The following is a 19475-nucleotide window of genomic DNA, read 5'->3' as shown; positions in this document are numbered from 1 at the left end:
CCGGCGCGAGCGGTGGGGGGCGCGCGGCGTCGTTCACGTCGACCATCTCCCAGACGCCCATCAGCTCGTCGAGGATGAAGCGACCGGCCTGACGCGACGTCTCGACGATGTCCTCGTCGGGGACGCGGTCGAGCTCGGACCGCGACTCACTCGGCCCTGAGGTTGCCGCACCCCGCACCTGCGACGGCTGGTAGACCGAGTTCTCGCAGGACGGCGTCCCGAAGGTCTCGACAGGCGCTCGGGGCGGGCCGATGAGGATGAGAGAACTCTCATCCTCGGGACGTTCACATCGTGTGATCTGGGCCGGTTTTGCCGGGGTGGATGTCGGTGGCCAGTGGCAGAGTGCAGGTATGACGGATGCGGCGGAAACCCCCGGTGGCGAGGACTATCTCGCTGCCCTGGCGGGAGTTGTCGCGGACGTCGATTCCGCGGCGCGGCGGATCGCCGCCGCGCAGATTGAGGAACTGCGCGCGCTGGCCGCAGCAGGGCGGTTGGCGGAGGCGCAGACCGCCCAACGCAATGCGCGGGTGCAGGTGCATGACATGGCGTTGCGGTCGATCGCGGCCGAGGTCGGCGGTGTGATGCGCGTGACCGATCGGACCGTCCAACGCCGCATCGGGGAAGCGCGGACTCTGGTCGAAGGGTTCCCCGCGACGGTCGAGGCGTGGGAGCAGGGGCGGATCGTGCGCGGGCACGCGATCGCGATTCTCGAGACCGGGACGAGCCTGCCGGCCGAGATGTGGCCGGAGTTCGAACAGGTCGCGATCACCCGGTGTGAACGGGACACCCCGAACCGGGTGCGAGGCGAGCTCGAGATCCTCGCACACCGGATGCACCCGCGCTCGTTCGCCGAGCGGCATGATGAAGCCGCCGCTGGGCGTTGCGTGCGGATCGTGCCGGGCCGAGACGGGATGAGCGACGTGGTCGCAACCGTCCCGACGGTGATCGCGGAGGGGATCCACGACCGGCTGACGCAGCAGGCAAGGGCGATCATCGACACCCGCGACGAACGCATCGCTGCGCGCGGAGGTGTCGGTGTCGCATTCGGGGACGCCGCCACGACGCGCAGCGACAGCGATAGCGAAGACGCCGCCGCCATCGTTGCCACTGACAACCGCTCCACCGATCAAGTCCGGGCCGACGTGTTCGCGGACCTGCTCCTCGCCGGGACACCCGCCCTCGACGACACCCGCGACACCACCGCAGGCCCGCTCGGTGCGATCCGGGCACGCGTGCAGGTGCTGGTCCCCGCCGCCGCCCTCACGGGCGAGGACGACGGACCGTGCGACCTCGCCGGGCGCTCCCCCATCGACCCCGCAACGGCGCGCACGCTCGCCGGCAACACCGGGATGTGGGAACGGCTCTTCCACGACCCGACCACGGGTGTCACGGTCTCGACAGATTCGTACCGGGTCCCGTCGGGGATGCGCCGGTTTCTGCAAGCCCGTGATCAGCACTGCCGTTTCCCCGGGTGCCGGGTCGCTGCCATCCGTTGCGAAGTGGACCACACGCACGATCACGCCCTCGGCGGACGAACAGAACTGTCGAACCTCGCTCATCTGTGCCAACGACACCACTCGATGAAGCAATTCACCGCCTGGAGAGTGCGACAACTCAAGGGTGGAGTCCTCGAATGGACCTCACCCCTCGGCAGGATCTACAGAGAAGACGCACCGACACCGGCCGTCGCCTTCACCCCTGCCGCACCACCACCGCCGACCGCGCCAGCGGCACCCGCACCCTTCTGAGGTCGACGACGGTCCGACGACCGAGCCGCCGCCGACCGCCATCCATGCGGTCTGGTCGACGACGGTTCGACGACCGAGCGGCGGCCCGCCACACACGCGGTCTGGTTGACCGCTTGAGTCAGCGCTCGCTCTTGCCGGGTCTGCCCGCGGCCCTCGGGAGCCGGACCCGCGCAAAGATCGAGCCCAACTCGGCACCGCGCCACCATCAAGCCGACGCCGCAATCGCCACCCCGCGCAACCGTGAACCAAGCGCAACCGTGAACCAAGCGCAACCGCCACCCCGCGCAACCGTGAACCAAGCGCAACCGTGAACCAAGCGCAACCGCCACCCCGCGCAACCGTGAACCCCACGCAGCCGCGCAGCCCGCGCGGACTACACCCCGAACGCGCGCAGGTAGTCGTTCACGAACGCGCCGCGCGGGTCGAGCTCGCGCTGCAGGGCGACGAAGTCCGCCCAGCGCGGGTAGAGCTCGGCGGGGTCGCGCGGGGTGAACACCTTGCCCCAGTGCGGTCGCGCGTCGAACGGCGCGAGCGCCGCTTCGAGCTCGGGCAGCACCTCGGCGACGCCGGCCTCGTCGGCGGTCCACGTGAAGTGGAACGCGACCGAATCGCGCCCCGAGCTCGGCGACAGCCACAACTCGTCGCCGGCGATCGTGCGCACCTCGCACACCTGCAGCACAGGCTTCAGCCGGTCGGCGAGCTCGCGCACCGCGTCGAACGCGGCGACCGCGTCGACGATCGGCAGCAGGAACTCGGACTGCAGCTCCTCGCCGTTCGACGGGGTGAACTCGAGGCGGAAGTGCGGCAACCGGTCGAGCCAGCGCCCCGCCTTACCGCCCTGCACGGTGCACGACGCCGCGGACACCCCGGGCAGCGGATGCCGCGCCCCGGACGCCTCGCGATCGCGCAGCGCCGCAGGGATCGGAGTCGCCGCGGCATCCGTCCGCTCCTTGCGCCACACCTGGTCGACGTACATGTCCTCACGGAAGGTCGTGAAGAACGAGACGCTGTACGCCGACGCGGCGATGACGTCGAACGCCTTGCGGACCGCCTCGACGGGCACGTTCTCGTAGACCGTCTGGGCGACCTCGAAGGTCGGCTCGATCGCGAGTTCCACCGTCGTGACGATGCCGAGCGCGCCGAGCCCCACGACGGCGCCGTAGAAGGTCTCGTCGGTCTCGCTGAGCCGGACGAGGTCGCCGGTCGAGGTGACGAGCTCGAGCCCCGTGACCGCCGCGGCCAACGACCGGTTCGCGACACCGGAGCCGTGCGTGCCCGTGCTCACCGCGCCGGCGACCGAGATGTGCGGCAGCGAAGCCAGGTTCGCGAGCGCCCACCCCTGCCGGTCGAGCTCCTGCGCGAGCTCGCCGTAGCGGACGCCGCCGCCGACGCGCACGCGGCGCTGCGCGGCATCCACCTGGATAGGCAGGTCGAGCTCGGCGGTCGACACGAGCGTGCCCGTCGTGTCGGCGATGCGGGTGAACGAGTGCCGCGACCCCAAGGCCTTCACGGACGCGGATGCCGCGACCACCTCGCGCAGCTCGTCGACCGTCGTCGGGGCGACGATGCGCTCTGCCGAGTAGCGGATGTTGCGGGACCAGTTGAGGCCGGCGTCGTCGCTCATGCGTGCCAGCCTAGGCGCGCCCGGACGGGGTCGACGGCGTCACCCGACACGTGCGCCGAGGTCTCGGGGGTCGCGACCCACCGCGAGGCCTCCTCCCGCGAGCCGCACTTCGCCACGGCATCCTGCAGCAGGCGCTCCTGGTACTCGGGCGAACGCCAGCCGCTGTCGATCCGCAGAGTCAGCCCGTCCTCCGTCGCACGCGTGCTCGCCGTCCACGGCGACGCGGTGTCCGCCGTCGGCTCGCCCAGCCGGTCACGACGCACCGCGACCACGACGCGGCCGTCCTCATCGTCGAGAACGGCGGGGAGCGGATGGATGCCGCGGTCGCCGCGACGCTCGCCGAGCCGTTCCAGCGGGGCGCCACCCGCATCCGCCGGTCCGATCACGAGCGCAACGGCCTCGGGCTCGCGATCGTCACCGCGATCGTGCGACTGCCCCGCGACTCAGTCGCGGAACCCCTTCACGGTCGGGATCGCGCCGGTGCGCGCGGCGATCTTGCGGTCGCCGCGGCGACGGCTGAACCGCGCGACGAAGAACAGGATCGCTCCGACGACGACGTATCCGGCGGTGGCGAGCCAGACCAGGCCGGTCTGCTGGGTGAGCAGCACGATGCTGGCGATGATGGCGAGGATCGGCACGATGCGCGGCACCGAGAAGTGGTCGTGCTCGACCTTGTCCTTCTTCAGCACGAGCACGCTCACGTTCGCGGTGAGGAACACGAGGAGCAGCAGGAGCACGGTCGTCTCGGCAAGCGTCGAGATGTCGCCGACCACCGTGAGGAGCATCGTCACCCCGGCGACGACGACGATCGAGACCCACGGCGTCCGCCGCTTCGGCAGCACCTTGCCGAAGGCGTGCGGCATGAGACCCGACTCCGCGAGACCGTAGGCGACACGGCTCGCCATCACCATGAACAGCAGCGCGCCGTTGGCGATCGCGACGAGCGCGATGAGGCTGAACAGCCATCCCGGCACCGCGAGACCGCTCGCGGTCACGACCTCGAGCAGCGGACCGGAGGACGTCGCGAGCTTCGACGGTTCGACGACGATGACCGCGCCGATCGCGATCAACAGGTACACAACGGCGGCCGTGAGAATCGCGCCGAACAGTGCTCGCGGGTACGACCGCGACGGGTTCTTGACCTCCTCGGCCATGTTCGCCGCCGCCTCGAAACCGAGGAAGGAGAAGAACGCGATGATGGATGCCGCGAACGCGCCCTGCAGGGGTGCGACGTCGGGCGCGAACTCGAAGATGCGCGACGGCTCGCCGCCGCCGCTGCCGAAGACGACGGCCGCGATGACGATCACGAGGATGAGTCCCGAGACCTCGATCATCGACGCGACCATGTTCGTCGCGAGCGACTCCTTCACGCCGCGCAGGTTGATGAGGGTCAGCACGACGATGAAGCCGATCGCCACCGGGATCGGCGGGATGTCGAACAGGGCGCTGAAGTAATCGCCCGCGAACGCGTTGGCGAGCGCCGCGGCCGTCGTGATGCCCGAGGCCATCATCAGGAAGCCGACGAGGAACGACAGGAACGGGATGCCGAACGCCTTGTCGACGTAGCGTGCTGCGCCGCCGGCGTGGGGGTACTTGGTGATCAGCTCGGCGTAGGTGCCGGCCGTGAGCAGCGCGACGACGAGCGCGATGAGCAGCGGCAGCCAGATGACACCGCCCACGTCGGTCGCCATCGTGCCGACGAGCGTGTAAATGCCCGCGCCGAGGGTGTCACCGACGATGAACGCGAAGAGCAGCCAGGTGCCGACGGCGCGCTTCAGACCGGGCTTCTCCTGGGCGAGGGGAGCCGACGTGTCGTTTGTCATCGCACCACTCCAACCGAAACCGCGCGTGGGATGCAACCCCTATCGCGGCGGGTTCTCCTGTGCGTGCCCGACCCCGACGACCTGATCGCGCAGCAGCACGGCGTCGCGGAGCACCGCGCGCAGCGCCCCCAGCAGGAGGGCGATCGCCGCGCCCGCGGCGAGCGCGAGGAAGGTGAGGATCAGGACGAAGGGGCTCCCCGCGCCGGCCGCGCCGATCACCCCGCATCCCGCGGCGACCACCGCCATTCCCGCCACGGTCAGGCCGATCATCGCATCGACCCAGCGGAAAGCGCCGTCCTCGAAGAGACGCCCGGCGCCGAAGCGTGCGAGCAGACGCCACGCGCACAGCAGCGCGAGTTGCACGCAGAGGAGCAGGATGCCGCTGAGGACGACCCCCGGCATCCGCAGTCCGGCGAACTCGGGAGCGAGCTGCGCGAACCCCGCCGCCACCTCGGGCACGACCCACAGCTGCAGGGCGAGGAGAGCGACCAGGAAGATGCCGATCCCGGCCTTGGCGAGTGCGATCACGGATTCCCCATCTATCGACTTTCGATACCTTTATATCGACAAACAGCTCGCCTTGTCGAGCGTTCGAGAACGGCGACCGGGCAGGATGGGGGCATGACGACTCCCCCGCCCGCACCGCGCCCGGTCGCCTCGTTCTTCCGCGGGGTCGGCGACCTCGGTCGCGGCTTCGCGTTCTGGGGGCGCTTGCCCGGCCGGATGGCGCTCGGCCTCATCCCGGCGGCGATCGTCGGCATCCTGCTGCTCGCGGGGATCATCACCCTCGTCGTCTTCCTGCGCGACATCGTCGACGCGCTCACCCCGTTCGCCGAAGACTGGGCCGAGGTCGCGGCATCCCTCGTCCGGCTCGGCATCGGCGCGGCGATCCTCGGCGGCGCCGTCGTCCTCGCAGTCGTCTCGTTCACCGCGCTCACGCTGCTCGTCGGCGACCCGTTCTACGAGCGGATCTGGCGCTCGGTCGAGCAGCACCTCGGTGACGCGCCGCCCGAGTCGGACTACGGGTTCTGGCGGTCGATCCGTGACAGCGTCGGGCTCATCCTCCGCGGGCTCCTCGCGGCGATCGTCGCCGGACTCGTCGGGCTCATTCCGCTGGTCGGCACCGCCCTGGGTGCGGTCGTCGCCGCCTTCCTCACGGGCTGGCTGCTCGCCGACGAACTCACCTCGCGCGCGCTGTCAGCGCGGGGGCTGGATGCCGCGGCCCGCCGCGACCTGCGCCGCGGTCAGCGCGCGCGGGTGCTGGGATTCGGCGTCGCGACGCAGCTGTGCTTCCTCGTCCCGCTCGGCGCCGTCGTCGCCATGCCCGCAGCCGTCGCAGGCTCGACGCTGCTCGCCCGGAGGATGCTCGACACGACCGCCGCCGACACGGCTGACACGACCGCTTGACCCTGTGGTGAGAACACGGTCTGTGATGGGTGCTCACCCATCGAAACGGAGCGTGAGCACCCCATGTCCAGCCCCTACGAAGGCCTCCAGGATGTCGTCGCCGGCCTTCCCGAACTCGTCCATCCCCTGATGGTGGCCCTCGCCGGCGCCATCCCCTACGTCGAGGGCGAGGGCTCCGCGACCCTCGGCATCATCGTGGGCATCAACCCCATCATCGCCGCGATCGCCGGCGCGACGGGCAACATCCTCTCGGTCCTGCTCGTCGTGCTGCTCGGCTCGCGCGTCCGCGAATCCGTCGTCGCGCGCCGCGCCGCAGCGACGCAGACCGCCGCGCCCGCCCGCGCCGGCGCCTCGACCGGGGCGCTGACGGTCGCGACCGTCGACGAGCAGGCCACCACGGACGACAAGCCCACCCGCCGCACGAAGGGGCAGACGAAGCTCCGCCGCTGGCTCGTGCGTTTCGGCGTCCCCGGAGCGAGCCTGCTCGCCCCGCTCGCCCTGCCGACCCAGCTGACCGCCGCGTTCTTCGTCGCCTCGGGCGTGCGCAAGGGCTGGGTCATGCTCTGGCAGATCATCGCCATCGTGCTGTGGACCGGTGCCGTCGCCGCGGCCGCCACAGGGCTCGTCACCGTCCTCGGATGGTGACATCGCGGCATCCCCTGGATACAGTGACGCGGCGAGGAGGAGCGCATGGCGTGGAGCACGCGGGAACTGGCTGAGCTCGCCGGCACGACGGTCAACACGGTCCGCCACTACCACCGGCTCGGCCTCATGGCCGAGCCGGACCGGCGGTACAACGGCTACAAGCAGTACACGGCGGCCGACCTCGTGCGCCTGCTGCGGATCCGGCGTCTGGTCGACCTGGGCGTCCCGCTCTCGCGGGTCCCCGACCTCATCGACGGTGGCACCGCAGGTGAGCGCGAGCTCGACGATCTCGATGCCGAGCTGCAGGCCGGCATCGAACGACTGCAGCGCGCCCGCGCAGACCTCGCCGCCATCCGACACGGGCATGCGCCCGCGTCGGGCCCGTCGGGCTTCGAGCCGTACGCCGACACACTCTCGGATGCGGACAGCTCACTGATCCACGTCTTCGGCCGCCTGTACGACGACGAGGCGATGGCCGACGTCCGGAAGATGGTCGGCGAGGACACGAGCCCGCCCGAGGTCCGCGCCGAGATCGACGCCCTCGCGGCGGACGCCGGCGACGAGACCGTGCTCCGCCTCGCACGCGCGCTGGCTCCCTCGATCGAGCAGAGCCTGCGCGACTACCCGTGGCTGAGCGATCCGGGCGACCATCTCCCCCGAGGCGAGCGGGTGAGCCAGGAGACCTTCGTCGAGGCGCTGCAGGAGCTGTACAACCCCGCACAGATCCGCGTGCTCGCACTGGCGAGCCACCTCGCAACCGAGCAGATCGCCGCCGCGCAGGTGTCCACCCCAGAGGAGACCGCCTCCGGCGCTTGACCCTGTTCCGGGAACAGGGTGTCGACTGAGCACATGATGACGACGAACACCGATCCCGGCGCACCCACGCTCGCCGAGGACCTGCTCCTCCTCCTCTTCCAGCCGCGCCACGGCACGATCGCCGGCGAAGGCACCCTCTTCTACGTCCTCGCCGGCGCCGTCCTCGCCGAGCTCGGCCTCGACGGCAACGTCGAGACCGACACCGCCGGCGCCACCGGCGCACTCCGCATCCGCGCCGTCGCCGACCACCCGCCCGGCGACCCGCTCCTCCGCCCAGCCTGGGACTACGTCACCGACAAGCCGCGCGGCGTCCAGACCGTGCTCGCCGCCGTCGGGCCCGCACTCCGCTCGCCCGTCCTCGAGCGCCTCGAAGACCGCGGCGACATCGCCTGCACCTCACGGAAGCTCCTCGGCCTGATCGACACCACCTCGCTCGCACCCGGCCCGAGCGGCCGGCGCGACAAGCTGATGGCCGGCGTCCGCGCGGTGCTCGTCGACGGCGCGCAGCCCGACGTCCGCACCGCCGCGCTGGCCGCACTGCTGTCCGGCAGCGGGACGCTCCCGCAGTTCGACCGCGAGATCGGCTGGAACAGCGCCGTCATCACTCGCGCGAAGGAGCTCGAGCAGGGCAACTGGGGAGCGGATGCCGCGGCGCAGGCCGTCGCACGCACGGTCGCCGCCACGATCGTGAACAACGTCGTGGTCGCCGCTGCGGTCGCCGGTCGCGCGTAGCCAGCCCGTTGACAGACCCGCATCGGGTTCGGTCATGCTGGGAGCTCGATCGCGCCGCATCGGCGCAGAACGGAGCACCATGCGCCTCGTCCCCCTCGGGCCCACCGACCACCGCGTCCCCAACGTCGTCGCGGGGATGATGCGCATCGAGGAGATGTCCGATGAGGCGATCCGCGAGCTGTACGACGCGTGCCGCGCGGCGGGCGTCGACTTCTTCGACCACGCCGACCTGTACGGCAGCACGCGGCACGGCTGCGAGCGACGGTTCTCCGAGGCGCTCGGTCTGAGCGCCTCGGAGCGGGACGAGATCACGCTGCAGACCAAGACGGGCATCGTGCCGGGCGACTGGCACTTCGACCACTCGCACGAGCACATCGTCACCTCTGCGGAGGAGTCGCTCGAGGCCCTCGGCACCGACCGCATCGACGTGCTCCTGCTGCATCGCCCCGATGCGCTCGTCGAACCCGACGAGGTCGCCCGCGCCTTCGATCACCTCGAGTCCTCGGGCAAGGTCCGAGCCTTCGGCGTCTCGAACCACACGCCGCGCCAGATCGACCTGCTGAAGACCGCCGTGACGCAGCCCATCGTCGCCAACCAGGTGCAGCTGTCGATCACCCACTCGACGATCGTCGCGCAGGGCCTCGCGGCGAACATGGTGGGCGAGGACGACTCGGTCAGCCGCGACGGCGGCGGGCTCGTCGACCACGCCCGCATCAACGGGATCACCCTGCAGGCGTGGTCGCCGTTCCAGAAAGGGTTCTTCGACGGCGTGATGTTCGGCGCCCCCGAGCTGCCCGAGCTGAACGCCCTGCTGGACCGCCTCGCGACGAAGTACGACGTGACGCCGATCGCGATCGCCACGGCCTGGATCACCCGGCATCCCGCGCACATGCAGGTCGTGCTCGGGACGACCAATCCCCAGCGCGTGGCCGATGCCGCAGCGGGCTCGGACATCCCCCTCACCCGCGCGGAGTGGTACGGCCTCATCTCGGCGGCGGGCCACAAGGTGCCCTGAGCCGGATGGCGGACTACGTCATCGAGGGGAGCCGCATCGGCGGCATCCCCGATCTTTACGCCGAACTGAACCGTCTGTTCATGACCGGGGAGGACTGGCAGCTGGGCGCCAGCCTCGACGCGCTGGACGACCTGCTCCACGGCGGGTACGGGGCGCTGGCCGAGGACCACTCCGCGCGGGTCGTCTGGCGCGATTCGGCGCGCAGCCGGCAGGCCCTCGGCGTCGCCGAGACGGAGCGATGGCTGCGCGAGAAGCTGGCACAGCCGGGCAGGTTCGACTCCGACACGATCCAGCGTCAGCTCGACGACCTGCGCGCGGGGACCGGCATGACCTATTTCGAACGGGTGCTCGACGTGTTCGCCGACCACCCGCAGGTCACGCTCGACCTCCGCTGAGTCAGGTCTGGCGGCGGATCTTGATCGTCGCGCCGGCGGCGAGGAAGACGAACGCGGCCGCGACCTGGGCAGCGCTCCAGATCGCACCCGAGAACGCGAAGGGGAAGATCGGGTTCCAGATCACCGCGACAGCGAGCATGATCGGCACCCACCACCAGTGCCTCGCCTGCACCGCGAACCATCCGATGATGAGGGCGAGGATCGTGGCGACGAACCGGACGGTGAGGAACCAGTCGCTCTCGAGCAGCGCAGGCGCGACGAACAGCACGGCCGCCGCGAGCAGGCTCGGCGCGAGCGCGTTGCGCTGGTACATCGCGGGTGTCGGCTGCGTGCGACTCATGGGGCTCCTGGGGACGGGGACGCGCTCTCAGTCTGCCGCACGCGTCGCGCGCGCCCGGCGAGCACGGCGCCACCGACGATCGCAGCGATGACCGACCCGCTGAGGATGCCGATCTTCGCGTGGTCGTCCTGGAGCGATCCGACGCCGTACGACAACTCGCCGACGAGCAGCGCGACCGTGAACCCGATGCCGGCGAGCAGGCCCACGCCGAGCATGTCGCCCCATCGCAGTTCGAACGTCCGCCGCACCGACGGCACCCGCGTGAGCAGGAACACCGCGAGCAGAATGCCGACCGGCTTGCCCACGACGAGCCCCACCAGGATGCCGAGGGTCACCGGATCGCCGAAGGCCGAGACCAGCCCGTCCCAGCCGCCGACGGTCACCCCGGCGGAGAAGAACGCGAACACGGGGATCGCGACCAGCGTCGAGATCGGACCGAAGCGGTCAGCGAAGTGCGCGGTGAACGCATCGTGGATGGGGCTGCCGTCGGCATCCGTCCCCACCCGCACCCGCGCTCGCGGCGTCACCGTCGCGGGGACGGTGAAGGCCAGCAGCACGCCGGCGATCGTCGCGTGCACGCCCGACGCGTGGACGAGCGCCCAGGTGACGATCGCGAGCGGCATCAGCACCCACCAATGACGGATGCCGCGCCGCACCGCCAGCCCGAACAGGACGAGCGGGACGATCGCCGCCGCGAGCCACACCGGCTGCAGGTCGTCGGTGTAGACGGTGGCGATGATCGTGATGGCGAAGAGGTCGTCGACGACGGCGAGAGTCAGCAGGAAAACGCGGAGCGCGGGCGGCAGGCCTTTCGCGACGACGGCGAACACCGCGATGGCGAAGGCGATGTCGGTCGCCGTCGGGATCGCCCAGCCCCGCACCGCGTCACCGGGCGCGGTCACCGTGAACGCCGTGAAGATGAGCGCCGGGACGATGACACCGCCGAGCGCGCCGATCACGGGCACCGCGGCGATGCGCGGCGAGCGCAGCCGCCCCGCGACGATCTCCTCTTTGAGTTCGAGACCCACGACGAAGAAGAAGATCGCGAGCAGTCCGTCGGCCGCCCAGTTCGCGACGGTCAGGTGGAGGTCGAGCGCCTCGGGTCCGAACGACGTCTCGCGCAGACCGGTGTACCAGGGCGCGGCGGGCGAGTTGGCGAGGACGAGGGCCGCGACGGTCGCAGCCAGCAGCAGGATGCCGCCGAAGGTGTCGGTCTGCACGGTCTGACGGATGCCGCGCCAGATCTCGTGCGGCGCCGTGCGGGAGGAGGGGGAAGTGGACATGACGGATCGCTTTCCGCGTCGGTGATCAGGGGTCGCTGAGGACGCACCGACGAGCGGTGCGCGTCAGGCCCCCCGACGGCGGGCAGCCGGCGATCTCGCCGTGCGCGTTGGTGCCCCATTCGCTGACCCATCCGTTGGTTCCCGGATGCTGCGGTGCGGTGAGGGCGCGGATCCCGATCGCCGACGGCAGCGCGCGCTCGAGGCGGTAGCGGGCCGTGATCGTCATGCCTCCATCGTACCGAGGCCGCCCGGACGCGGCCCGGGACTTGCTCAGCCGAAGCGGCGCCCGGCCGGATCGGTCGGCAGCAGGGTCAGGACCAGGAGGACGAGGGAGCCGAGGCTCGGGATGAAGGCGAGGAAGAACAGCGGTCCCGGCAGGTTCGCGTCGTGCAGCCGCCGCCAGGTGAGAGCGGCGTCCGGGATGATCGTCGCGAGCAGGAAGAGGACCAGCAGGATGGCGCCGACCGCGATGAGCGGACCGGGCCGGCTCTGCCCGGTCACCGGGTCGTACGAGACGCCGACGAGTGCGCCGCCGATCATGATCACGACGAGCACCATCCCGATCAGGAAGTACGCGAGGCGCATCCACCAGAACTCGCTGAGGCTGGCGCGACCGGTGAAGGTCGCGTACTTCTTCCATTACCGGACGAAGGCCTGCGTGAACGACGCGCCGTAGAGGGGCCACTCGAGCGGCGGCTGCCCCGGACCCGCGGCGGGAGGCATCGGTCGACCGTAGGGCGAGGGCGGCGGGGGCGGTGCGTAGGACATCGGTTCCTCCGGGGACGGTCGGGGCGTGCGTCCATCGTGGCGGATGCCGGACTTTTTTGTCTCCTCTCTGAGATCCGGGCGTGGGCGGCATCCGCCTGACTCAGTCGACCTCGGCCTTCGGCCAGACGTACGGCAGGTCGTCGGGGTCGTCGAAGCCCTGCGCGCGGTAGTACTCGAGATCCTTGCGGAGCAGGTTCGACCGGTGCGAGCGGTGGACCTCCTCGCGGCCGAACCAGGGCGGCATCCGTACCGTGCCGGACCGGTACTCGGCGCCGTCCTCGGGGATCTCGTCGAGGGTCGCGAGGGTGGACTGCCGGGTCGTGTCGGCGAAGCCGCGCCGGACCCACTCGTCGACCGTGAGGTCCTGGTAGACCATGAGCGCCGCGCGGTGCCCGCGCCACATGGCGACCGCCGGGTGGTGGCGCCAGCCGTAGTCCGGGATCGTCAGCGCGCGCATCACCTGCAGGGTCTCGACGCGCTGCTTGCCGAGCCGCTTCGTGTCGAGCGCGGCCATGCCGCGGGCGAGGTCGGCGTACGGGACGAAGGTCTGCACGTCAGCGGACCTTCCGGATGCGGATGGGTCCCTTCGCGGTCGACGGGTCGACGGCCTGCCCCCGCTGCGTGATCTCGACCTCGCCGGCCGCGACCAGACGCCTCGCTGCCCGACGGGCGGGTTCCATGAGGTCGCGCCAGTCCTCGCCACCGACCGCTCTCGCCGCCTCGGACGGGCAGATGGTCGCCGACGCCGCCCGCGCATCCAGCAGCTCGACGATCGTCCGCGTGAGCTTCTCGTCCACGGGACGGATGCCGCGCTTCCGGCACGCGTCGGAGCAGTACTTCACCTCGTCCCAGGTCTTCTCCCACTTCTTGCGCCACTGAATCTCGCGCCCGCACGAGGCGCAGGACTTGGGTGCCGGGGTGGAAGCCATGCCGCGACGTTACGTCGGTGAGCAGACACGGGCGAAGGGGTTGCGGGCGGGCACCTCACACCTCCGGCTGGCAGCGCGGGCACCACCAGGTGCGGCGACGCTCGGGGTCGTTCGCGACCTCGTTGCGGACGAGGATGCGGGTGCCGCACCGCAGGCACGGGCGTCCCGCGCGCCCGACGACCCAGTGGGACTCGCCCTTCCGCGTCGACCCGGTGGTCACCTGGTACATCCCCGGCACGGTCGCCGAGATCCGCAGCATCCGCGCCGCCCTCTCGACGAGCGGTGCGAGGTCGACCGATCCGATCGGTGCGAACGGATGCGCGCCGGAGAGGAACGCGGTCTCGTTGACCCACAGGTTGCCGAGCCCCGCCAGGTTGCGCTGGTCGAGGAGCGCCGCGACGAGAGGACGCTCGGGCCGTGAGGCGAGCCGGCGCACCGCCTCGGCAGCATCCCAGTCCTCGCGCAGCGGATCCGGACCGAGGTACCCGAGCACGTCGTCCTCGCTCGCCGTGGCGACTAGTTGGACGACGGGCAGGTCGATCCCCCACAGCGTCGACCCGTCGTCGAGGCGCATCCGCACGCGCACCCGGTGCTCCTCCCGGGACGGGATGCGGCGACCCGGCCGCGTGACTGTCCAGCTCCCCTGCATCCGCAGGTGCGTGTGCAGCGTGTGCCCCGTGTCGAACCGGGTCAGCAGGTGCTTGCCGTGCGTGTCGTACGAGGCGATCCGAGCCCCGGCGAGCGGCGTGCCCGCCGCGTCGCCGGAGCGCAGCTCACCCGAGGCGATCGTGTGACCGACGGATGCCGCGGCCAGCCGCTGCCGCAACCGGAACACACTGTCGCCCTCCGGCATCCGCCTCCCCATCCCCGTGTCGCTCCAGCCGAACCACGAGTCACCACCCGCGTGCCGAATCACCACCCATCGTCATGCATTCCGGTGGTGATTCGGCCGTTGAGTGGTGACTCGGCGCTGCGGAGTTGCGCACGAGCACGTCGGCACGTGCGAGACGGGCCGTCCGGGTTTCAGCCGGCGGCGCGCAGCCAGACCGTCGTCGCGCCGGGCAGGCGGTCGTCCGCGAGCTCGGCGCTCGCCAGCAGGATCTCGCCCGTCGGCAGCTCGGCCGGCTCGTCGCCGAAGTTCGTGACCACGGTCCACCCGTTCGGTCGCGAGAACGCGAGCACGTCATCGCGTCCCGTCTCGAGCCAGGTCAACTCCTCCGCCGTCTGCAGCTCGTGCCGCAGCTCCAGCGCACGGCGGTAGAGGTTCAGGGTCGACGCGGGGTCGTCCTCCTGGGCCTCGACCGACATCCCGCCGAACCACTCCGGCTGCGGCAGGTGCGACCCGCCCGAGCCGAAGCCGAACGACGAGCCGGACGCGGTCCAGGGGATCGGCACCCGGCATCCGTCCCGCCCCTTGTCCTCGCCGGGGCTGCGGAAGAACGTCGGGTCCTGTCGCTCGTCATCGGGGATGTCGGCGACCTCCTGCAGCCCGAGCTCCTCGCCCTGGTAGATGTAGGCCGAGCCCGGCAGCCCCAGCACGAACGTGCTCGCCGCGCGGGCGCGCCGCAGGCCCGCCTCCGCGTCGAGCGCGGGCTCGGCGCCGCCCGAGAGCAGCCACTCGTTGCCGTGCTTGCGCGACGGGCGGCCCGAGGCATCCCGCTCCGGATGCGGCAGCCCGTACCGCGTCGCGTGCCGGACGACGTCGTGGTTCGAGAGGACCCACGTCGTCGACGACCCCGACGAGGCGGCGAGCGCGAGGTTGTCGGCGACGATCCGCCGGAACTGGCCGGCGTCGAAGTCGGCCTCGAGCAGATCGAAGTTGAACGCCTGGCCGAGGCTCTCGGCGCTCGCGTACAGCGGCACGCGCGACGGGTCGACCCACGCCTCGGCGACGGCGGTGCGCGGCGGGTCGTAGGAGTTGAACACCCGACGCCACTCGGCGTAGACCTCGTGCACGTCGTCGCGGTCGATCATCGGATGCTGCCCGTCGCGCGGCATCGCGTCGAGCTCGGCCTGCGTGGGGAGCTCCTCGGGCAGGTCCTTCGTCAGCATGTGGGCGACGTCGATACGGAACCCGTCGACGCCCCGGTCGGACCAGAAGCGCAGCGTCCGCACGAAGTCGGCGCGCACCTCGGGGTTCGACCAGTCGAGGTCGGGCTGCTCCACGGCGAAGTTGTGGAGGTACCACTGCCCGTCCTCGACGCGCTCCCACGCCGGGCCGCCGAAGGCCGACGTCCAGTCCTCGGGCGGCTCCTCGCCGTTCTCACCCTTGCCGTCCCGGAAGATGTACCGCGCCCGCGCCGCCGAGCCGCGCCCGGCGGCGAGCGCCTCCTGGAACCAGGCGTGCCGGTCGGAGGTGTGGTTCGGCACGATGTCGATGACGACCTTGATACCCGCCTCGTGGAGGGCGGCGATGAGCGCGTCCGCGTCGTCGAGCGTCCCCAGCCGCGGGTCCACGTCGCGGTAGTCCGCCACGTCGTAGCCGCCGTCGGCGAGGTCGGACGGGTAGAACGGGCTCATCCAGATCGCATCGACGCCGAGTTCCTTCAGATAGGGCACCCGGGAGCGGATGCCGCGAAGGTCCCCGATGCCGTCACCGTCGGCATCCGCGAAGCTGCGGGGATACACCTGGTAGACGACCGCCTGCCGCCACCATTCGGGCAGCTCGGCGTCGGTGAGGTCGGCGGTCTCGGGTGCGGTCTGCACGTCGGAGGTCACGAGGGTCCTTTCGAGGTTGCGGTGGTCGATCAGCCCTTGACGGCGCCCTGCGTCACGCCCTCCATCACCCAGCGCTGGGTGAAGAGGTACGCGAGGATCGCGGGGGCCATGGCCATGAGGTACGACGCGAACGCGACGTTGTAGTTGTTGCTGAACTGCGTCTGGAACAGGTTCTGGCGCACCGGGAGCGTCTGCATGCCGGGGTCGGAGATGATCAGCGACGGCAGCATGAAGTCGTTCCACGCGTAGAGGAAGGCGAAGATGCCGACCGTCGCGCTCATCGGGGCGAGCAGCGGGAAGATCAGCTTCCAGAACGTCTGCCACGTCGTCGCGCCGTCGATGCGCGCGCTCTCCTCGAGCTCGAGGGGGATCGAGCGCAGGAACGCCGTGAACAGCAGCACGCTGAAGCTCAGCTGGAACATCGTCGCCAGCAGGATGACGCCCACCGGGTTGTCGAGGCCGAGGCGTCCGGTCAGCTGGATCTGCGGCAGCGCGACGACGGGGAACGGGATGAACATCGCCGCCAGCAGGTAGAAGAACGAGTAGCGGAAGAGCTTCCGGTCCCAGTTGCGGACGATCGCGTACGAGGCGAACGCGGCCAGGATGATCGTCGCGACCACCGTCCCCGCCGTGACGAAGAACGAGATCGCGGCGCCGACGGGGAACTGCGTGAGGTTCCACGCCTGCACGAACCCGTCGAAGCTGAACGGGGCCGGCAGCGAGAACGCGTTGCCGTCGACGGCCTGCCCCGTCGTCTTGAGCGACATCGAGATGGTGACGTACAGCGGCAGGAGCACGGTGACCGAGCAGAGGAAGAGGATGACGGTGCCCGACCAGTTGGGGCGCTCGGCGCCCGTCTTGCGCCGACGGCGCGGCGGTTCGGTGGGGCGGTCGGGGGCGGTGACGGCGTCGGCCTGTTCGAAGGCGAGCGCGGGCTGCGTGGTGGACATCAGACCTTGTTCCTTCCCCGCGTGAGCGAGAGCTGGAGGAGAGAGATGAGGACCGCGACGATGAAGAAGATCGTCGCGTTGGCCATCTGGTAGGCGTAGTCGCCGCCGTTGAAGCCCGCGATGATCGTCATCGCGACGCTGCGCGTCGCGGTCCCGGGACCGCCGCCGGTGAGGCCGACGATGATGTCGTACGCGTTGAGGAAGCCCTTGAAGCCGAGGATCACGTTGATGACGACGTACCCGGCGACGAGCGGGATGGTGATGCGCAGCAGCTGCTGCCGCTTGGACGCCCCGTCGATGTCGGCCGCCTCGTACACGTCGCCCGGCACCGACAGCAGCCCCGCGATGTAGATGAGGAGCGTGCCCGGGATCGCCTGCCACGCGGTGACGATGACGATCGCGATCCAGGCGAGGTCGGGGTTCGCGAGCAGGCTCTCCTGCAGCCACGGGACCCCGAGCGCCGACCCCGCCGAGGGCAGCGAGTTCGAGAACAGGAAGTTGAAGACGTAGGCGATGATGATGCCCGAGATGACCATCGGGATCACGAAGATCGTTCGGAGGCCCGTCTTGAAGCGGATGCGGGAGGTCAGGCCCACGGCCAGCAGGAACGCCGCGATGTTGACCACGATGACCGTCGCCACCGCGAAGCCGGCCGTGAACAGGTAGCTCTGCAGGATCGCGGGATCGCTGAACAGGGCGATGTAGTTCGTGAACCCGATGAAGTTCCACTCCCCCAGCCCGATCGAGTCGGTCAGGCTGAAGAAGATGCCGATGATCCCGGGGACGCTGATCGCCAGGGTGAACAGCAGCACGGTGGGCAGCAGGAACAGGTAGTAGATCGGTTCGACGCGGTTGCTGCTGCGCCGACGCGCGCGGTCGCCCTGCGTCAGGAGGGTCGTCGTCGACCCGGCGGTGGTGGTCATCGCGTGGCCTCCTCAGCCTCGTCGGTGAGGACGGGCTGGCGGAACGCGAGCCGCGACCAGTCGCTGTCCATGGTGGCGAACGTCTGCGCCGGGTCCTGCCCGAACACCAGCGCCTGCGCGTAGGCGAAGACGGGGATCGTCTTCGGCACGAGGACGGACGGGCCCTGGTAGATGGCGCCGGCGTCGTAGAACTCCTGCATGCCCTGGACCCGCGGGTCGTCGGGCGGAGCGGCATCCGTCGTCGGAGCGAAGCCGAGCTGGGACTCGTTGTAGGCCTCGATGATCTCGGGCTGGTACAGGTACTCGAGGAAGTCCCGCGCCGCGTCCTTCTTCGTGGAGGCGTCGGGGATCATGGCCGCGAGGTCCATGTTCACGCGGATCGCGCGGTCGTCGGGGTCGTCGGTCATCGGCAGCGGGAAGGTGCCGAGGGGCGCGTCGGGCGCGGTCTTCGCGATCTCGCTGAAGGCCCAGGGCCCCTGCAGGTACATCGCCGCCTGACCCTCGCCGAACGCGAGGTTGCCGTCGCCGTAGGCCCGGCTGTCGGCATCCTCGTTCGTGTACTCGGTGGCCAGCTGCAGCATCTTCTCCGCGGGCTCCGTGAAGTCCTTCTCGAACGAGACGTCCGAGGACCCGTCGACGTCGGCGCCTTCGGCGGCCAGCCGGTCGAAGAAGTCGATGACGTCGATGGAGCCGCCGATCGCGTAGTCGTACCAGCCCTGCGCGACCGTCCAGTCGTCCTTGAACGTGCCGTAGAACGGCGTGACGCCGGCGGCTTCGAGCGCGTCGCACACGGCGATCAGCTCGTCCCACGTCGTGGGGACCTCGAGCCCGTTCTCCTCGAAGATCTGCGTGTTGTAGATCACCGACGAGGCCATCACCGAGTACGGCAGGGCGCTCGTGCGGCCCTCGCAGGTGCCGTACTGCTCCATGAGCGGCTGCAGGTCCTCGCGCACGGTGGCCGCGGCATCCGTGTCACCGAGATCGCTGAGCGCGCACCGCTGGACGAAGCGGGCGACCTCGTAGTTGTAGTTGGCCAGCATGATGTCGGGCGGGTTGCCGCGCACGAAGCTCGCCGAAACGACGTCGACGCCCGACGTGTCCATCTCGACCGTGACGGCGTCCTGCGAGGCGTTGTAGTCCTTCACGACGTCCTGCATGAAGGTCAGCGCCTCGCGTTTGCTGAAGGTGAAGCGGATGGTCTCGCGGCCGTCGGCGGAACAGCCGGCCAGGGTCGCGGCGCCGAGGGCGGCGACGGCCAGCGCGGCGGCCGCCCGTCGGCGGCGGGGAGTGGTCGATGACATGTGTATCCGATCGCGTCGTTGCGGACGAAGTTCTCACTCACGAGGTGATGCGGCGATT

At 70.4% G+C, this 19475-nt stretch carries 21 protein-coding genes and 1 pseudogene; 7 read left to right on the top strand and 15 right to left on the bottom strand.

Annotated elements, in window-relative coordinates:
- Positions 1–350 precede the first annotated feature (350 nt).
- Complete coding sequence (locus ACPEH2_RS08025; RefSeq protein ID WP_359918540.1) at positions 351–1748, top strand: HNH endonuclease signature motif containing protein; 1398 nt, start codon at positions 351–353, stop codon at positions 1746–1748.
- A 373-nt stretch (positions 1749–2121) separates the two neighbouring features.
- On the opposite strand, the gene ACPEH2_RS08020 is transcribed toward ACPEH2_RS08025, so the two are convergent.
- The 4 genes from ACPEH2_RS08020 to ACPEH2_RS08005 are packed head-to-tail and all read right to left on the bottom strand — an operon-like array spanning position 2122 to position 5723.
- Positions 2122–3372: an FAD-binding protein gene (locus ACPEH2_RS08020; protein ID WP_359918538.1), complete on the bottom strand. Its 1251-nt coding sequence runs from the start codon at positions 3370–3372 to the stop codon at positions 2122–2124.
- Entirely contained in the window at positions 3369–3758 is a 390-nt protein-coding gene (locus ACPEH2_RS08015; RefSeq protein ID WP_359918536.1) for a D-alanyl-D-alanine carboxypeptidase family protein, read from the bottom strand. Before ACPEH2_RS08015 ends, ACPEH2_RS08020 begins: the two co-directional genes overlap by 4 nt.
- A 57-nt stretch (positions 3759–3815) precedes the next feature.
- Positions 3816–5195: an APC family permease gene (locus ACPEH2_RS08010; RefSeq protein ID WP_359918534.1), complete on the bottom strand. Its 1380-nt coding sequence runs from the start codon at positions 5193–5195 to the stop codon at positions 3816–3818.
- Between the two features lie 39 nt (positions 5196–5234).
- Positions 5235–5723 (bottom strand): DUF2975 domain-containing protein, encoded by a 489-nt coding sequence (locus ACPEH2_RS08005; RefSeq protein ID WP_359918532.1) that lies wholly within the window; start codon positions 5721–5723, stop codon positions 5235–5237.
- A gap of 93 nt (positions 5724–5816) precedes the next feature.
- Between ACPEH2_RS08005 and ACPEH2_RS08000 the strand changes: the two genes are divergently transcribed.
- The 6 genes from ACPEH2_RS08000 to ACPEH2_RS07975 all read left to right on the top strand — a co-directional run bounded on the left by ACPEH2_RS08000 (position 5817) and on the right by ACPEH2_RS07975 (position 10205).
- Positions 5817–6602: an EI24 domain-containing protein gene (locus ACPEH2_RS08000; protein ID WP_359918531.1), complete on the top strand. Its 786-nt coding sequence runs from the start codon at positions 5817–5819 to the stop codon at positions 6600–6602.
- A 63-nt stretch (positions 6603–6665) separates the two neighbouring features.
- Positions 6666–7247 (top strand): small multidrug efflux protein, encoded by a 582-nt coding sequence (locus ACPEH2_RS07995; RefSeq protein ID WP_359918529.1) that lies wholly within the window; start codon positions 6666–6668, stop codon positions 7245–7247.
- A gap of 45 nt (positions 7248–7292) precedes the next feature.
- A complete protein-coding gene (locus ACPEH2_RS07990) occupies positions 7293–8063 on the top strand; it encodes a MerR family transcriptional regulator (RefSeq protein WP_359918528.1) in 771 nt (256 codons plus the stop codon).
- Between the two features lie 33 nt (positions 8064–8096).
- On the top strand, positions 8097–8795 hold the full coding sequence (locus tag ACPEH2_RS07985) for a GOLPH3/VPS74 family protein (RefSeq protein WP_423718542.1): 699 nt from the start codon (positions 8097–8099) through the stop codon (positions 8793–8795).
- A gap of 79 nt (positions 8796–8874) precedes the next feature.
- Complete coding sequence (locus ACPEH2_RS07980) at positions 8875–9810, top strand: aldo/keto reductase (protein WP_359918524.1); 936 nt, start codon at positions 8875–8877, stop codon at positions 9808–9810.
- A 5-nt stretch (positions 9811–9815) separates the two neighbouring features.
- The gene (locus tag ACPEH2_RS07975) at positions 9816–10205 is read left to right on the top strand and encodes a ribonuclease inhibitor (protein WP_359918522.1); all 390 of its coding nucleotides are present in this window, start codon (positions 9816–9818) and stop codon (positions 10203–10205) included.
- Between the two features lies 1 nt (position 10206).
- Here ACPEH2_RS07975 and ACPEH2_RS07970 read toward each other — a convergent pair whose 3' ends face one another.
- The 11 genes and pseudogenes from ACPEH2_RS07970 to ACPEH2_RS07920 all read right to left on the bottom strand — a co-directional run bounded on the left by ACPEH2_RS07970 (position 10207) and on the right by ACPEH2_RS07920 (position 19417).
- The gene (locus ACPEH2_RS07970; RefSeq protein ID WP_217528765.1) at positions 10207–10545 is read right to left on the bottom strand and encodes a DUF6804 family protein; all 339 of its coding nucleotides are present in this window, start codon (positions 10543–10545) and stop codon (positions 10207–10209) included.
- Positions 10542–11828 (bottom strand): Na+/H+ antiporter NhaA, encoded by a 1287-nt coding sequence (gene nhaA, locus ACPEH2_RS07965; protein WP_359918520.1) that lies wholly within the window; start codon positions 11826–11828, stop codon positions 10542–10544. The genes ACPEH2_RS07970 and nhaA overlap by 4 nt, the downstream gene beginning before the upstream one ends.
- Before the next feature lie 25 nt (positions 11829–11853).
- On the bottom strand, positions 11854–12054 hold the full coding sequence (locus ACPEH2_RS07960) for a hypothetical protein (RefSeq protein WP_359918518.1): 201 nt from the start codon (positions 12052–12054) through the stop codon (positions 11854–11856).
- A gap of 44 nt (positions 12055–12098) precedes the next feature.
- A pseudogene (locus ACPEH2_RS07955) lies at positions 12099–12446 on the bottom strand (DUF805 domain-containing protein); the annotation flags it as partial.
- A gap of 250 nt (positions 12447–12696) precedes the next feature.
- Entirely contained in the window at positions 12697–13149 is a 453-nt protein-coding gene (locus ACPEH2_RS07950) for an MSMEG_6728 family protein (protein WP_311860985.1), read from the bottom strand.
- A gap of 1 nt (position 13150) precedes the next feature.
- Positions 13151–13525, bottom strand: coding sequence for a DUF2256 and DUF3253 domain-containing protein (locus ACPEH2_RS07945; protein WP_359918517.1), 375 nt, complete (start codon positions 13523–13525; stop codon positions 13151–13153).
- A 55-nt stretch (positions 13526–13580) separates the two neighbouring features.
- On the bottom strand, positions 13581–14441 hold the full coding sequence (locus ACPEH2_RS07940) for a DNA-formamidopyrimidine glycosylase family protein (protein ID WP_359918515.1): 861 nt from the start codon (positions 14439–14441) through the stop codon (positions 13581–13583).
- Between the two features lie 107 nt (positions 14442–14548).
- Entirely contained in the window at positions 14549–16243 is a 1695-nt protein-coding gene (locus tag ACPEH2_RS07935; protein WP_423718541.1) for a glycoside hydrolase family 13 protein, read from the bottom strand.
- Positions 16244–16272: 29 nt separating this feature from the next.
- A complete protein-coding gene (locus tag ACPEH2_RS07930) occupies positions 16273–17193 on the bottom strand; it encodes a carbohydrate ABC transporter permease (RefSeq protein WP_359918513.1) in 921 nt (306 codons plus the stop codon).
- Positions 17193–18116 (bottom strand): carbohydrate ABC transporter permease, encoded by a 924-nt coding sequence (locus ACPEH2_RS07925; protein WP_359918511.1) that lies wholly within the window; start codon positions 18114–18116, stop codon positions 17193–17195. The genes ACPEH2_RS07930 and ACPEH2_RS07925 overlap by 1 nt, the downstream gene beginning before the upstream one ends.
- Positions 18113–19417 carry an ABC transporter substrate-binding protein gene (locus tag ACPEH2_RS07920; protein WP_359918509.1) on the bottom strand — a complete coding sequence of 435 codons (1305 nt, stop codon included), beginning with the start codon at positions 19415–19417 and terminating at the stop codon, positions 18113–18115. Before ACPEH2_RS07920 ends, ACPEH2_RS07925 begins: the two co-directional genes overlap by 4 nt.
- Positions 19418–19475 lie beyond the last annotated feature (58 nt).

It is taken from the genome of Microbacterium sp. NPDC064942, assembly GCF_049545525.1.
In the GTDB taxonomy this organism is placed as follows: domain Bacteria; phylum Actinomycetota; class Actinomycetes; order Actinomycetales; family Microbacteriaceae; genus Microbacterium; species Microbacterium gawkjiense.
Note: the sequence above shows the minus strand (reverse complement) of the source record. Positions and strands in the feature narration are given on the sequence as shown.

What these genes read in the sequence shown, in the direction of transcription:
- ACPEH2_RS08020 (WP_359918538.1), bottom strand. Translation starts at nt 3,372, where the DNA reads ATGAGCGACGACGCCGGCCTCAACTGGTCCCGCAACATCCGCTACTCG.
- ACPEH2_RS07995 (WP_359918529.1), top strand. Translation starts at nt 6,666, where the DNA reads ATGTCCAGCCCCTACGAAGGCCTCCAGGATGTCGTCGCCGGCCTTCCC.
- ACPEH2_RS08010 (WP_359918534.1), bottom strand. Translation starts at nt 5,195, where the DNA reads ATGACAAACGACACGTCGGCTCCCCTCGCCCAGGAGAAGCCCGGTCTG.
- ACPEH2_RS07980 (WP_359918524.1), top strand. Translation starts at nt 8,875, where the DNA reads ATGCGCCTCGTCCCCCTCGGGCCCACCGACCACCGCGTCCCCAACGTC.
- ACPEH2_RS07945 (WP_359918517.1), bottom strand. Translation starts at nt 13,525, where the DNA reads ATGGCTTCCACCCCGGCACCCAAGTCCTGCGCCTCGTGCGGGCGCGAG.
- ACPEH2_RS07930 (WP_359918513.1), bottom strand. Translation starts at nt 17,193, where the DNA reads ATGTCCACCACGCAGCCCGCGCTCGCCTTCGAACAGGCCGACGCCGTC.
- ACPEH2_RS07970 (WP_217528765.1), bottom strand. Translation starts at nt 10,545, where the DNA reads ATGAGTCGCACGCAGCCGACACCCGCGATGTACCAGCGCAACGCGCTC.
- ACPEH2_RS07960 (WP_359918518.1), bottom strand. Translation starts at nt 12,054, where the DNA reads ATGACGATCACGGCCCGCTACCGCCTCGAGCGCGCGCTGCCGTCGGCG.
- ACPEH2_RS07975 (WP_359918522.1), top strand. Translation starts at nt 9,816, where the DNA reads ATGGCGGACTACGTCATCGAGGGGAGCCGCATCGGCGGCATCCCCGAT.
- ACPEH2_RS08000 (WP_359918531.1), top strand. Translation starts at nt 5,817, where the DNA reads ATGACGACTCCCCCGCCCGCACCGCGCCCGGTCGCCTCGTTCTTCCGC.
- ACPEH2_RS07990 (WP_359918528.1), top strand. Translation starts at nt 7,293, where the DNA reads ATGGCGTGGAGCACGCGGGAACTGGCTGAGCTCGCCGGCACGACGGTC.
- ACPEH2_RS08025 (WP_359918540.1), top strand. Translation starts at nt 351, where the DNA reads ATGACGGATGCGGCGGAAACCCCCGGTGGCGAGGACTATCTCGCTGCC.
- ACPEH2_RS07920 (WP_359918509.1), bottom strand. Translation starts at nt 19,417, where the DNA reads ATGTCATCGACCACTCCCCGCCGCCGACGGGCGGCCGCCGCGCTGGCC.
- ACPEH2_RS07925 (WP_359918511.1), bottom strand. Translation starts at nt 18,116, where the DNA reads ATGACCACCACCGCCGGGTCGACGACGACCCTCCTGACGCAGGGCGAC.
- nhaA (WP_359918520.1), bottom strand. Translation starts at nt 11,828, where the DNA reads ATGTCCACTTCCCCCTCCTCCCGCACGGCGCCGCACGAGATCTGGCGC.
- ACPEH2_RS07985 (WP_423718542.1), top strand. Translation starts at nt 8,097, where the DNA reads ATGATGACGACGAACACCGATCCCGGCGCACCCACGCTCGCCGAGGAC.